The following is a 13,285-nucleotide window of genomic DNA, read 5'->3' on the forward strand; positions in this document are numbered from 1 at the left end:
AAATTAAAAGTGTAGACGGCTCGTTTAGCTCTGACTGGCTAAGGTTCTCTCACTTATCTCTCTCTTTAATATCACCTAAACAGCATAAAAAACTCGCTTACTATAAAATAAGCGAGTCCTGATTTTTTTCCCTTTACTTAGTTGTTACATACCTTTTCGAGTCTGCAACAATGTTTTGTAAAAACTCTTCATTTGTCTTCGTTTGACGAAGCTTACGTAAGAAACTTTCAACAAAGTCTGGTGTATCACGCATTGTCTTACGAATGCCCCATAACTTGTCTAAATGTTCTTTTGGAATTAATAGATCTTCTTTACGTGTACCAGAACGACGAATATCAATCGCTGGGAAGATACGACGTTCAGCTAATGAACGATCCAAGTGAAGTTCCATATTTCCAGTTCCTTTAAATTCCTCGTAAATAACATCGTCCATACGTGATCCTGTATCAACAAGGGCTGTTGCTAAAATTGTTAAGCTACCGCCTTCTTCAATATTACGTGCAGCTCCAAAGAAACGCTTCGGTCTATGGAAGGCAGCTGGATCGATACCACCTGATAATGTTCTACCACTTGGTGGAATAACGAGGTTGTAAGCTCGAGCTAAACGGGTAATACTATCCATTAAAATGATAACATCTTTCTTGTGCTCTACAAGACGCATCGCACGTTCTAACACAAGTTCAGCTACTTTAATATGATTTTCTGGTACTTCATCAAAAGTAGAACTTACAACATCTCCTTTAACAGAACGTTCAATGTCTGTTACTTCCTCTGGACGCTCATCAATTAAAAGTACAATTAGTTCTGCTTCCGGATGATTTGTTGTAACACTGTGCGCGATTTCTTTTAATAGACTTGTTTTACCAGCCTTTGGAGGCGCAACAATTAAACCACGTTGTCCAAATCCAACTGGTGCGATTAAATCCATGATGCGTGTCGGTAACTTTTTCGGTTCCGTTTCCAATTTCATTTGGCGATCTGGGTATAATGGTGTTAATGCAGGGAAATGCACACGCTCTTTTGCTGAATCTGGATCATCTCCGTTTACAGCTTCAACTTGTAATAACCCAAAATAGCGTTCATTTTCTTTCGGAGGTCGTACTTTACCAGAAACCTTATCTCCATTACGTAAATCGAAACGACGAATTTGCGAAGCTGAGATATAAATATCTTCTGAGCTTGGAGAATAGTTGATAGGACGTAGGAATCCAAATCCTTCTGATTGAATAATTTCTAATACGCCTTCCATGAAAAAGAAACCTTCTTTTTCTGCTCGAGCTTTCAAAATAGAAAAAATCAGCTCTTTTTTCGTTAACTTGCTATAATACGAAATCTTAAATTCTTTCGCAAGCTCGTATAACTCTTTTAATTTCATGTTTTCTAATGCTGCAATTGACAAATTCATTCAGACACCACACTTTAACGTTATTCTCTTTTTTCATGGGTAAAGGGAAAAAATACGGAAGGCAAATAATTAATAATGAAAGGCAATAAGTTCAAGTAGGGTAATATTCACTATTGTAACCCTTTTATCTAGTTTTAATCAATACGTTGGAACACAAATACAAGAAGCGAAGACAAGAAAATTTGTCTTCGCTTCTTATTTAATTTAGTTCCAGCTCCGATAGTTAGAAAGATCGACCATTTTAACCTTTCTGAAGGAGCTGCTTACGCTTTTTATTTAATCTAGCTTCAGCAGCTAGAATGGTCGATGGCTTCACTTCTTCCTGCGAGGCAAAAAGCGCCTCTACGTCAGAAGCTCCATCCCCCTCCCATTCTGAACGAGCTGCTTACGCCTTTTATTTAATCCAGCTTCAGCAGCTAGAATGGTCGGTGGCTTCACTTCTTCCTGCGAGGCAAAAAGCGCCTCTACGTCAGAAGCTCCATCCCCCTCCCATTCTGAACGAGCTGCTTACGCTTTTTATTTAATAACCAAGTTCGGTTTTTTATTTAAGCTATGACGACCATCTACGAAGCGAACTGTGCCTGATTTTGCGCGCATAACAAGGGATTGCGTTGTTCCTACGCTACCTTTAAATTGAACACCGCGTAATAGTTCTCCATCTGTTACGCCTGTTGCTGCAAAGATTGCATCGTCACCTTTTACTAAGTCCTCCATGCGAAGGATACGATTAATGTCTTCTATGCCCATTTTTTTACAACGTGCTAATTCAGCTTCGTTTTGTGGCAATAGTTTTCCGTGAATTTCTCCACCTAAACATTTTAAAGCAACTGCTGCTAATACACCTTCAGGTGCTCCACCAGACCCAAATAAAATATCTACACCTGTACGATCAAACGCTGTATTAATCGCTCCAGCTACATCTCCATCATTAATCAATTTAATGCGCGCACCAGCTTTACGAATTTCTTCGATAATTTCTTGATGACGTGGACGATTTAAAACTGTCGCTACAACATCTTCAATATCTTTATTTTTCGCTTTCGCAACTGCACGTAAGTTATCAATAATAGGCGCATCAATGTCGACCGCCCCAACTGCTTCTGGGCCAACCGCGATTTTATCCATGTACATGTCAGGGGCATGTAACAAATTACCGTGGTCTGCAATTGCAATGACAGCAAGAGCATTCCAGCCACCAGCTGCTACGATGTTTGTCCCTTCTAAAGGATCAACCGCAACGTCTACACGTGGTCCATATCCTGTACCTAATTTCTCTCCGATATATAGCATTGGTGCTTCATCCATCTCACCTTCACCAATTACAACTGTACCTTTCATCGGAATTGTATCAAATACATCACGCATAGCTGATGTTGCTGCACCGTCTGCCTCATCCTTTTTCCCGCGCCCCATCCAACGCGCTGATGATAAAGCTGCAGCCTCTGTTACACGTACTAACTCCATAGATAAACTTCTTTCCACGATAATCCCTCTCCTTTAAGCCTTTATATTTCTGCCGTATTTTGTGAACCGTGTTTTTCTATAAAGTGTACTTCCGCAAGTAGTGATGCTTCGCTTCCCCCTTGCGGAAGTATCACTTATGCGTTCTTCATTTCTTCAATTTCTTGCTTTGTCATTTGTTCTCGCCAAATGTTTGCACCAAGCCCTTTAAGCTTGTCCACTATATTCTCATAACCTCGATCAATATGCTCAAGTCCTGTTACTTCTGTAATTCCATCTGCCATTAACCCTGCAATAACAAGTGCCGCTCCTGCTCGTAAATCACTCGCCTTCACTTTTGCACCTTGCAGTAACACAGGACCAGTTACAATTGCCGAACGACCCTCTACTTTAATTTGAGCATTCATACGACGTAGTTCATCAATGTGTTTGAAACGGGCACCGTAAATTGTATCTGTTACAACTCCCGTCCCGTGTGCCTTTGTTAAAAGCGTCGTAAACGGCTGTTGTAAATCCGTTGGAAAACCTGGATATACAAGCGTTTTGATATCAACTACTTTTAACTTTCTATTACCGTTCACCGTAATTTGATCATCGTTCGTTTCAACTTGAACACCAGCTTCTCTTAGCTTTGCAGTAACTGATTCTAAATGCTGAGGAATAACGTTATCAACCGTTACTTCTCCTCCTGATGCAGCTCCTAGAATCATATACGTACCAGCTTCAATACGATCTGGAATGATAGTATGGTGACAACCATGTAAAGAGTCAACACCATCTATTCGGATTACATCAGTACCAGCACCTTTAATACGTGCTCCCATGCTTGTTAACAATGTAGCTACATCAATGATCTCAGGCTCTTTCGCTGCATTTTCAATAACAGTTCTACCTTTCGCTCGTACAGCTGCTAGCATAATATTAATCGTAGCTCCTACACTAACAACATCTAAATAAATACGTGCCCCGCGTAGCTCATCTGCTCTTAAATAGATGGCACCTTGTTCATTCGTAACATGTGCACCTAGCGCTTCAAACCCTTTAATATGCTGATCAATCGGCCTCGGTCCTAAATGACATCCACCCGGAAGCCCAATAACAGCTTTTTTAAAACGGCCAAGCATTGCACCCATTAAATAATAAGAAGCGCGCAATTTTTTCACTTTTCCATTTGGCAAAGGCATTGCAACCATGTTAGAAGGATCGACTACCATCTCTTCCTCCTGTCCATAAGTTACTTTCCCTCCAATTTCCTCTAGTAAGTCTCCTAACATTTTCACGTCCGAAATATTAGGGACACCACCAATAGTTACTGGAGTATCTGCTAAAATTGTCGCTGGAATTAATGCAACGGCACTGTTCTTTGCACCACTTACTCGAATTGTTCCATTTAAAGCTCTTCCGCCTTCAATTAGCAATTTTTCCATATTGAGCTCCCTTCTTGTGAATGTATTTACTTTCTATCTTTTTATAGAAAGCTCCCCTTAAGAATCTCAATTACTCTTTCCATCCCAAAACTCAATAAATAGGAAACCATTATCTTCATTTCTCCTGTAGCACGAATAGATAAAGATCAACTATTCATCGAATTCACTTTATCAATTTAGATACGTTATCACATTTATTAATAGGACTATGCACATTATTTTCTATTTAAAAACCAAAAATGATAAAATCTTTAGACTTGTTCACGCTTTCATTATACAACGAAAGGAAACCGTCTAAAAGACTAGACGGTTTCCAAAACGGAATTTTATTCTTACGCTTTACCGTTAGAACCGAATTCGCGAATTTTACCAATAACAGTTGCTTTGATAGCGTCGCGGCCAGGTCCGATAAATTTACGAGGATCGTAAACTTCTTGGTCTTTGTTTAATACTTCACGAACAGCTTTTGTAAACTCGATTTGGTTCTCAGTGTTTACGTTGATTTTTGAAGTACCTAAAGAGATAGCTTTTTCGATATCAGCAGTTGGGATACCAGTACCACCATGTAATACTAAAGGTACGCCAGTGAAGTCACGAACTTGTTCCATTTCAGCGAATCCTAAGTTAGGCTCACCTTTGTAAGGACCGTGTACAGAACCTAAAGCTGGAGCTAGGCAATCGATACCTGTTGCTTCAACAAGGTGCTTACACTCTGCTGGGTCAGCGTAAATTACGCCTTCAGCGATTACGTCGTCTTCTTGTCCGCCAACTGTTCCAAGCTCAGCTTCAACAGATACGTTACGAGCGTGTGCGTATTCTACTACTTGTTTAGTAGTTTCAACGTTTTCTTCGAATGGGTGGTGAGAAGCGTCGATCATTACAGATGTGAAACCTGCATCAATTGCTTCTTTACATTTTTCGAAGCTTGAACCATGGTCAAGGTGAATCGCTACAGGAACAGTGATGTTCATTTCTTCGATTAAAGCTTTAACCATAGCTACAACTGTTTTGAAACCAGTCATATGACGAGCTGCACCCTCAGATACACCTAGGATTACAGGAGATTTTTCTTCTTCCGCAGCAGCTAAGATAGCTTGAGTCCACTCTAAGTTGTTCATGTTGAATTGACCAACTGCGTATTTTCCTTCTAGTGCTTTGTTTAGCATTTCTTTCATAGAAACTAAAGGCATGGTGAATCCTCCTAAAAAACGTTTTTTGTATCCGATAAGTTCTTATCGCTGGTAGTATGACCAGAATAAGGTAAAATATGTATATCTACATACCGGACTTTTTTCTACACTCAATAGGATAACAACTTGTACTCAAAAACTCAACCGTATTCACCTGCACAATAGTCCATGTAAACGCTTTTTTCCATATTTTTTATAAAAAATTCATTTTTACGCCTCTACAGCGAGCTCATTTCTCACAGCTTGACGAATTTCATCAATATCAAATGGTTTAGCAAAATGCATTAAAGCTCCTAAATCTTTTGCTTCTTGGATCATATCAAGCTCTCCATAAGCAGTCATTAAAATTACTTTAATACTCTCATCAATTTCTTTTACATGCTTTAAAATCTCTATACCATCCATGCCTGGAATTTTCATATCTAACACTACTAAATCTGGATTATCTTTTTTCACGATATCTAAAGCTTGAAATCCATTCGCTGCTTGGAATGTCTGATAACCTTCTTTTTGGAACACTTCATGTAATAACACACGAATCCCATATTGATCATCAACGATTAAAATTTTACCTTCCATAATTCCCAACCTTTCTGTGTAAGTACAAGATTTAAAGCTTCTTATATCTTAACGATTTATTTTCGCTATTCTTTGGCAAATTCCTTCCTATTCTTTCTTATTTTACCGTTTCCTATTTTGTTATGCTACCCTACGATTTCACCTTTCTAAAAAAATAAATTATAATGAAAGCCGGCAAACACGTACGAAGGGAGTAACATTATGTTAAAAATTTTTTCAACTCAATTAAGTGGTTATTTCTCCAGAGTTTCTCAAAAAGAAGAAATGAATATAGAAGATAGCGCTCGTTTACTTGCTCAAGCACTAGTTGGCGATGGTTTCATTTATTTACATGGTACAAATGAAATGGAGGGCGTTGTTGCCGAGGCACTATTCGGTGCTGAACCAATGAAGCAAGCAAAACGCTTATTTGAAAATGGTAAAGAAGTAGAAGTAACTTCTGCAGATCGTGTACTTCTTATTAGCCGTTTTTCAACAGATGAAGCGGTTGTAGAAATTGCAAAAAAACTACAAGAAGAGGGACACTCTATTGTCGGCATTTCTGCTCTTCAAGAAGGTACGGAATCACTCGAACGATATACAGACGTACATATTGATACAAAACTGTTAAAAGGTCTTATTCCAGACGATGAAGGTAATCGCTACGGATTCCCAAGTTTAATAGTAGCTTTATTTGCTTATCACGGAATCAAATTTACAATCGATGAAATGTTAAATGAATATTAAAAAAAGCGCCTTATTTCAGGCGCTTTTTTTATTACTTGCTCTCTTTATTCGTAATAGAAGCTCTTACGAAGTCATGGAACAATGGTTGTGGACGGTTTGGACGAGAAACAAGTTCTGGGTGGAACTGTGCTGCCACGAACCAAGGGTGGTCTTTTAATTCAATGATTTCAACTAGACGGCCGTCTGGGCTTGTACCAGAGAATACAAATCCTTCTTTTTCCATATCAGGACGGAACTGGTTGTTGAACTCATAACGATGACGATGACGCTCATATACAACCGGCTCATTATAAGCATTGTAAGCATTTGTTTCTTCAGCAAGCTTACATGGGTATAGACCAAGACGAAGTGTACCACCTAGGTCCTCTACATCTTTTTGTTCTGGTAATAAGTCGATGATTGCATATGGTGTGTCAGGGTTGATTTCAGAAGAGTTAGCACCTTCTAAACCTAATACATTACGTGCGAATTCGATTGATGCAAGTTGCATACCTAAGCAAATTCCTAAGAATGGAACTTTGTTTTCACGAGCATATTGAATCGCAACGATTTTACCTTCTACACCACGATCGCCGAAGCCACCTGGTACAAGGATACCATCTGTATCGCCAACTAATTCTTTTACGTTTTCTGCTGTTACATGCTCAGCATTTACCCATTTTACTTCTACATCTGTGTCGAATGAGTAACCAGCATGACGAAGTGCTTCTACAACAGAAATATAAGCATCTTGAAGTTCTACATATTTACCAACAAGAGCGATTTTTGTTTTCTTAGAAAGATTACGCACTTTGTTAACTAGCGCAGTCCACTCTGTCATATCTGCAGCTGGATTGTCTAATTTTAAGTGATCACAAACGATTTGGTCCATGTTTTGTTCTTGAAGAGATAATGGAACCGCATATAAAGTATCTGCATCGCGAGCTTCGATAACTGCTTTTGTATCGATGTCACAGAATAATGCAAGCTTGTCTTTCATATCTTGAGAAACAGGCATTTCTGTACGAACAACGATAATGTTTGGTTGAATACCTAAGCTACGAAGTTCTTTAACACTATGTTGTGTTGGTTTTGTCTTCATTTCACCCGCTGCTTTTAAGTACGGGATTAACGTACAGTGAATGTACATTACATTGTCACGACCGATGTCGCTCTTAATTTGACGGATTGCTTCTAAGAATGGTAGAGACTCGATATCACCAACAGTTCCACCGATTTCTGTAATAACAACATCCGCATTTGTTTCACGGCCAGAACGATATACGCGCTCTTTAATTTCGTTAGTAATGTGAGGAATAACTTGAACTGTTCCTCCTAAATATTCACCGCGACGCTCTTTTTGAAGAACTGAAGAGTAAATTTTACCTGTTGTTACGTTGCTGTATTTGTTTAAGTTAATGTCGATGAAACGCTCATAGTGACCAAGGTCTAAGTCAGTTTCAGCGCCATCATCTGTTACGAATACCTCACCGTGTTGGTATGGGCTCATAGTCCCTGGGTCTACGTTAATGTATGGATCAAACTTTTGAATCGTTACGTTTAAACCACGATTTTTTAAAAGTCTTCCAAGAGATGCTGCTGTAATACCTTTTCCTAAAGACGATACTACACCGCCTGTTACAAAAATATACTTAGTCATGAAAAAGCTCCCTTCTATTTTGCTGTTATATAATCACCGTTGCAAAGCGCAACGTATGTAGATAACACTGTATCCATCTTATTGTTAGACTCTTTTTATTTTCTAAACAAAAAACAAAAAAGAAAATTGCTCCCCTCATCACAAAAAGTAATAAGTAGGGAGCAATTTTCTTTTATATTTACACTTTAAAAGTATTATCGTCCTTTTTTAAAGAGCCCAAAAATGATTCTACATGGACGATAATGAAAAGTCAAGAACTACAGTTCTTCCTCTTCTTCTTCTTCAGTTTCATCATACTCAAGTTCTTCTTCAGCGAAGTCGTCGTCATCTTCGTCTAAATCATCAAGATCGTCGTCAAAACCGTCTTCTTCTTCAAGAACCTTGTCCAAATCTTCTACATCGTCTTCATCTTCACTTACGTCTGCATCGTCGAAGTCATCTTCGTCTTCTTCAATGTAGTCGTCAAAACCGTCTTCTTCAACTTTACGTTTCTTCTTCGGTTTTGGTTGAGGCAAGATTTCTTCATCAATTTGCTCATATGGGTACCAGCTGCGTAGTCCCCAACGATTTTCTCCTAAATTAATGAAACGTCCATCGATGTTTAAGTCTGTATAAAATTGTGCGATTTTCGCATTAACTTGCTCTTGAGATAGTCCCAGCACTTGAGCGATTTCTTGAACCAACTCGTTGAATGTCGTTGCTTGTTTTTTATCCCCTAAAACGCTATGTACAACTTCAATCATTGAACATTCTTTTAGCTCTTCTGGTGAATATTGCTTAAAATCCACTTATGCGGCACTTCCTTTCATCAAATATAACCTTATATATAACGGCCTGCTTAAAAAAATCCATACTATTCATTATAAACAAAAGTCGCACAAATATGCTACAAAAAAAACGGGAAACTTTTATAGGGTAGTAAAATTATAATTTGTCTGTTCCTTATTTCGGAAGCATATGGGCCCCTTGCAATACATACCTAATTTGCATTTCTGTATATTCTTCGAGCGTATACAGTTTTTGCAGCGCCCAGCGTCTAAATCCCCACATCTGTCCTTGTATAAAAATATTATGGGCAAGAAGCTGTATTTCTTTTTTATTTAATGTAAATGTTCCATTTTCCGTACACTGTTCTAAAATATTCTCGAACATTCCTACCATTTGAAACTCCTTTTCTAATACATACGGAAGTGATTCTTTCGGTAAAAAGCGTACCTCTTGATACATTATCAATACTTCTTCCTGTAATTCGTCCATCACTTTAAAGTAATTCGTTATTGCTATCTTTAAACTTTCTACACTCCCTTTTTCTGTACAAACTACTTCCTCTAATCTTTCTTTTACATGTTCATATATACTATCACAAACTAAATATAAAACATCATCTTTGGTACGAATGTACTCATAAAGTGTCCCTATACTAAACCCAGCCGCTTTTGCAATCTCTCTCGTTGTTGTACGCGGAAATCCTTTTTGTTTAAACAGTTGCACCGCACCTTTAATCATTTGTTCACGTCTTAACGCAACTAATTTTTCATCTTTCACCGATGCATGCACATTATGTTTAACCATTCCCTTCACCTCTCTCTATTATTTTTTGGAAGGAAAAAGCGTAGGAAAATACCTACGCTTTCGTTCCTACTTCGTTAACATACGAGAAATTACAAGCCTCTGAATCTCTTGTGTTCCTTCATATATTTGTGTAATCTTTGCATCTCGCATATAACGCTCTACTGGATAATCTTTCGTATAACCGTAACCACCAAATACTTGCACCGCTTCAGTCGTCACCTTCATCGCTGCATCGCCTGCAAATACTTTTGACATCGCTGATTCTTTTCCATACGGAAGCCCTTCTGATTCAAGCCAAGCCGCTTGATATGTTAAAAGGCGTGCTGCTTCTACATCTGTTGCCATATCCGCAAGTTTAAAGCCAATCCCTTGCTGCGCCGCAATTGGTTTTCCAAACTGATGGCGCTCCCTTGCATATTCTACAGAAGCATCTAAAGCCCCTTGTGCAATCCCAACAGCTTGCGCCGCAATACCGTTACGACCTCCATCTAATGTTTGCATCGCAACTTTAAACCCTTGCCCCTCTCCTCCAAGTAGATTCTCTACAGGAATACGGCAATCTTCAAACATAATTTCAGTCGTTGGTGAAGAGCGAATCCCTAGCTTGCTCTCCTTCTTCCCAACTGAAAATCCCGGTGTATCACTTTCTACAATAAATGCACTCGTACCGCGCTGCTTCGATTCAGGATCAGTTAGCGCAAAAACAACATAAATATCAGCAATACCGCCATTTGTAATGAAAATTTTTGATCCATTTAAAATATAATGATCGCCATCTCTCTTTGCGATTGTCTTCATTCCACCAGCATCCGATCCAGATCCTGGTTCCGTTAAGCCGTATGCACCAATTTTCTTCCCTTCAGCCATCGGCCGTAAAAACTTTTGCTTTTGCTCTTCCGTCCCAAATTTAAAAATTGGCCATCCCGCAAGTGAAGTATGCGCAGACAGTGTTACACCTGTTGAAGCACAAACGCGAGATAATTCTTCAATAGCGATTACGTATGCTAAGTAATCGCTTCCAATTCCACCGTACTCTTCAGGCCATGGAATACCAGTTAAACCAATCTCTGCCATTTGATCAAATAACTCTCGATCAAATCGCTCTTCTTCATCACGCTCAGCTGCTGTTGGTGCCACTTCATTTTTAGCAAAATCTCGAACCATTTTTCTTATCATTTCATGTTCTTCTGATAGTTTAAAATGCATCTCCGTCTCCCCCTCGCCCTTTTATAAAGCACGGCTAATAACAAGTTTCTGTATTTCACTTGTTCCTTCATATATTTGCGTAATTTTCGCATCACGGAAAAATCGTTCTACTGGATAGTCTTTCGTATAACCGTAACCACCAAATACTTGCACCGCCTCAATCGCGACTTCAACCGCTGTCTTAGAAGCAAATAATTTCGCAATAGATGCTTCTTTACCGCATGGTAATCCTTGTGCCCTAAGAGATGCCGCTCTATATACGAGTAACCTTGCTGCCTCGACACTTGTTGCCATATCTGCAAGCTTGAAGCCAATCCCTTGCTGCGCCGCAATTGGCTTCCCGAATTGCTCTCTTTCTTTTGCATAATCAATTGCACAGCCAAGCGCCGCTTCAGCAATTCCTAAAGCCTGCGCACCGATTCCAATTCGCCCAACATCTAAATTCGCCATCGCCACTTTGAATCCTTGTCCTTCTTCCCCAAGTAAATTCTCAGCTGGCACTTTCATATCTTCAAAAGTAAGTTGTACTGTACGAGAACCGAGAAGTCCCATCTTATGTTCATCTTTTCCAATGATTAAACCAGGTGTATCTTTCTCTACTATAAATGCAGAAATACCACTTTTTCCTGCCTCTGGATTTGTAGAAGCGAATACGATGTATGTACTTGCTTCACCACCGTTTGTAATAAACACTTTCGATCCATTAATAATATAATGATCACCTTTTTTCACAGCTCTTGATTTCAAACTCCCTGCATCTGATCCTGCATTTGGCTCTGTTAAAGCAAATGCACCTAAATATTCCCCGGTTGCAAGTTTAGAAACATATTTTTTCTTCTGTTCTTCTGTTCCAAAATATAAAATCGGATTCATTCCAACTGACGTATGTACAGCTAAAATTACACCAACTGTTGCACTTACCTTTGAGATTTCCTCAATTGCTAGAATGTAAGAAATAAAGTCCATTTCTGCCCCGCCGTATTTTGCAGGCGCTGGAATACCCATTAATCCAAGCTCACCCATCTTTTGCAAAATCTCTTTCGGGAACACCCCTTGTTCCATACTAGGAACAAAGGGAGCTATTTCCTTCTGTGCAAAATCCCGAACCATTTTCCTCATCATTTGCTGCTCTTCATTAAAACGAAAGTTCATATATTCCGCCTCCATTTGCTATATATCCTTTAAATAATTTGGTAAGACCACTATGTTGTAACAAAGGGGGCATTTATTCGTAAACGTAGAATCCACGACCTGTTTTACGCCCTAACCATCCTGCATTCACATACTTACGTAATAATGGACATGGGCGATATTTACTATCTCCTAATCCTTCATGCAACACTTCCATAATGTATAAACACGTATCTAAACCGATAAAATCAGCGAGTGTCAAAGGCCCCATCGGATGGTTCATACCAAGCTTCATGACTTCATCAATTGCTTCTTTCGTCGCTACACCTTCATATAACGTATAAATTGCTTCGTTAATCATCGGTAGTAAAATGCGGTTTGATACAAAACCTGGGAAATCATTCACTTCAACTGGTACTTTCCCAATTTTTTTCGTAATATCTTCAATTGCTTCATATACCGCATCATCGGTAGCCAAACCACGAATAATCTCAACAAGCTTCATAACTGGAACTGGATTCATAAAGTGCATACCGATTACTTTTTCCGGACGCTTCGTTACCGCTGCAATTTCTGTAATTGGCAGAGATGACGTATTCGTCGCTAAAATTGCGTGTTCTGGAGCAATTTCATCTAGATTCGCAAAGATTTTCTTTTTAATATCCATTTTCTCAACAGCTGCTTCAATAATAAGATCCGCTTCTTTCACACAATCTAAATCAAGCGTTACTGTAAGACGATTTAATGTCGCTTCCTTCTCTTCTTCCTTCATGCGTCCTTTTTCTACTTGGCGCGCTAAGTTTTTCGTAATGATAGCCATTCCTCTATCTAATTGCTCTTGCTTTAAATCTTGTACCTTCACGTCATATCCTGCCATTGCACATACTTGTGCAATTCCTGATCCCATTTGCCCTGCACCAATTACAACAATGTTTTGTACACCCATTTT

General features: G+C 39.0%; 12 protein-coding genes. 1 reads left to right on the forward strand and 11 read right to left on the reverse strand.

Translation table 11 applies throughout. The features are described 5' to 3' along the window. Positions 1–133: 133 nt before the first annotated feature. The 5 genes from rho to spo0F form a co-directional block, all read right to left on the reverse strand. The gene (gene rho, locus NST90_RS25310; RefSeq protein WP_001053903.1) at positions 134–1,405 is read right to left on the reverse strand and encodes a transcription termination factor Rho; all 1,272 of its coding nucleotides are present in this window, start codon (positions 1,403–1,405) and stop codon (positions 134–136) included. Positions 1,406–1,921: 516 nt separating this feature from the next. Next, positions 1,922–2,887, reverse strand: coding sequence for a class II fructose-bisphosphatase (gene glpX / locus NST90_RS25315; protein WP_000442340.1), 966 nt, complete (start codon positions 2,885–2,887; stop codon positions 1,922–1,924). 116 nt (positions 2,888–3,003) lie between these two features. After that, entirely contained in the window at positions 3,004–4,293 is a 1,290-nt protein-coding gene (gene murA, locus NST90_RS25320; RefSeq protein ID WP_000413254.1) for a UDP-N-acetylglucosamine 1-carboxyvinyltransferase, read from the reverse strand. Between the two features lie 332 nt (positions 4,294–4,625). Beyond that, the gene (locus tag NST90_RS25325; RefSeq protein ID WP_001131855.1) at positions 4,626–5,483 is read right to left on the reverse strand and encodes a class II fructose-bisphosphate aldolase; all 858 of its coding nucleotides are present in this window, start codon (positions 5,481–5,483) and stop codon (positions 4,626–4,628) included. A 210-nt stretch (positions 5,484–5,693) separates the two neighbouring features. Then, positions 5,694–6,062 carry a sporulation initiation phosphotransferase Spo0F gene (gene spo0F / locus NST90_RS25330; RefSeq protein ID WP_000398594.1) on the reverse strand — a complete coding sequence of 123 codons (369 nt, stop codon included), beginning with the start codon at positions 6,060–6,062 and terminating at the stop codon, positions 5,694–5,696. 201 nt (positions 6,063–6,263) lie between these two features. Between spo0F and NST90_RS25335 the strand changes: the two genes are divergently transcribed. Beyond that, a complete protein-coding gene (locus NST90_RS25335) occupies positions 6,264–6,788 on the forward strand; it encodes a DUF2529 domain-containing protein (RefSeq protein WP_000912404.1) in 525 nt (174 codons plus the stop codon). 31 nt (positions 6,789–6,819) lie between these two features. On the opposite strand, the gene pyrG is transcribed toward NST90_RS25335, so the two are convergent. The 6 genes from pyrG to NST90_RS25365 all read right to left on the reverse strand — a co-directional run bounded on the left by pyrG (position 6,820) and on the right by NST90_RS25365 (position 13,282). Continuing rightward, the gene (gene pyrG / locus NST90_RS25340; RefSeq protein ID WP_000170460.1) at positions 6,820–8,427 is read right to left on the reverse strand and encodes a CTP synthase; all 1,608 of its coding nucleotides are present in this window, start codon (positions 8,425–8,427) and stop codon (positions 6,820–6,822) included. Between the two features lie 257 nt (positions 8,428–8,684). Then, positions 8,685–9,215 (reverse strand): DNA-directed RNA polymerase subunit delta, encoded by a 531-nt coding sequence (gene rpoE, locus NST90_RS25345; protein WP_283748285.1) that lies wholly within the window; start codon positions 9,213–9,215, stop codon positions 8,685–8,687. A 154-nt stretch (positions 9,216–9,369) separates the two neighbouring features. Then, positions 9,370–9,999 carry a TetR/AcrR family transcriptional regulator gene (locus NST90_RS25350; protein ID WP_000238605.1) on the reverse strand — a complete coding sequence of 210 codons (630 nt, stop codon included), beginning with the start codon at positions 9,997–9,999 and terminating at the stop codon, positions 9,370–9,372. A 66-nt stretch (positions 10,000–10,065) separates the two neighbouring features. Beyond that, positions 10,066–11,205 carry an acyl-CoA dehydrogenase AcdA gene (gene acdA, locus NST90_RS25355; RefSeq protein WP_000545538.1) on the reverse strand — a complete coding sequence of 380 codons (1,140 nt, stop codon included), beginning with the start codon at positions 11,203–11,205 and terminating at the stop codon, positions 10,066–10,068. Positions 11,206–11,226: 21 nt separating this feature from the next. After that, on the reverse strand, positions 11,227–12,357 hold the full coding sequence (locus NST90_RS25360; RefSeq protein WP_001011179.1) for an acyl-CoA dehydrogenase: 1,131 nt from the start codon (positions 12,355–12,357) through the stop codon (positions 11,227–11,229). 73 nt (positions 12,358–12,430) lie between these two features. After that, positions 12,431–13,282 carry a 3-hydroxybutyryl-CoA dehydrogenase gene (locus NST90_RS25365; RefSeq protein WP_000538880.1) on the reverse strand — a complete coding sequence of 284 codons (852 nt, stop codon included), beginning with the start codon at positions 13,280–13,282 and terminating at the stop codon, positions 12,431–12,433. Positions 13,283–13,285: the final 3 nt, after the last annotated feature.

Source organism: Bacillus sp. FSL E2-8900 (assembly GCF_037966225.1).
Taxonomy (GTDB): domain Bacteria; phylum Bacillota; class Bacilli; order Bacillales; family Bacillaceae_G; genus Bacillus_A; species Bacillus_A cereus.

Bases quoted from the DNA above. Each gene is read 5' to 3' on its own strand.
- rho (WP_001053903.1), bottom strand. From the start codon at position 1,405: ATGAATTTGTCAATTGCAGCATTAGAAAACATGAAATTAAAAGAGTTA.
- murA (WP_000413254.1), bottom strand. From the start codon at position 4,293: ATGGAAAAATTGCTAATTGAAGGCGGAAGAGCTTTAAATGGAACAATT.
- NST90_RS25325 (WP_001131855.1), bottom strand. From the start codon at position 5,483: ATGCCTTTAGTTTCTATGAAAGAAATGCTAAACAAAGCACTAGAAGGA.
- spo0F (WP_000398594.1), bottom strand. From the start codon at position 6,062: ATGGAAGGTAAAATTTTAATCGTTGATGATCAATATGGGATTCGTGTG.
- NST90_RS25335 (WP_000912404.1), top strand. From the start codon at position 6,264: ATGTTAAAAATTTTTTCAACTCAATTAAGTGGTTATTTCTCCAGAGTT.
- pyrG (WP_000170460.1), bottom strand. From the start codon at position 8,427: ATGACTAAGTATATTTTTGTAACAGGCGGTGTAGTATCGTCTTTAGGA.
- NST90_RS25350 (WP_000238605.1), bottom strand. From the start codon at position 9,999: ATGGTTAAACATAATGTGCATGCATCGGTGAAAGATGAAAAATTAGTT.
- acdA (WP_000545538.1), bottom strand. From the start codon at position 11,205: ATGCATTTTAAACTATCAGAAGAACATGAAATGATAAGAAAAATGGTT.
- NST90_RS25360 (WP_001011179.1), bottom strand. From the start codon at position 12,357: ATGAACTTTCGTTTTAATGAAGAGCAGCAAATGATGAGGAAAATGGTT.
- NST90_RS25365 (WP_000538880.1), bottom strand. From the start codon at position 13,282: ATGGGTGTACAAAACATTGTTGTAATTGGTGCAGGGCAAATGGGATCA.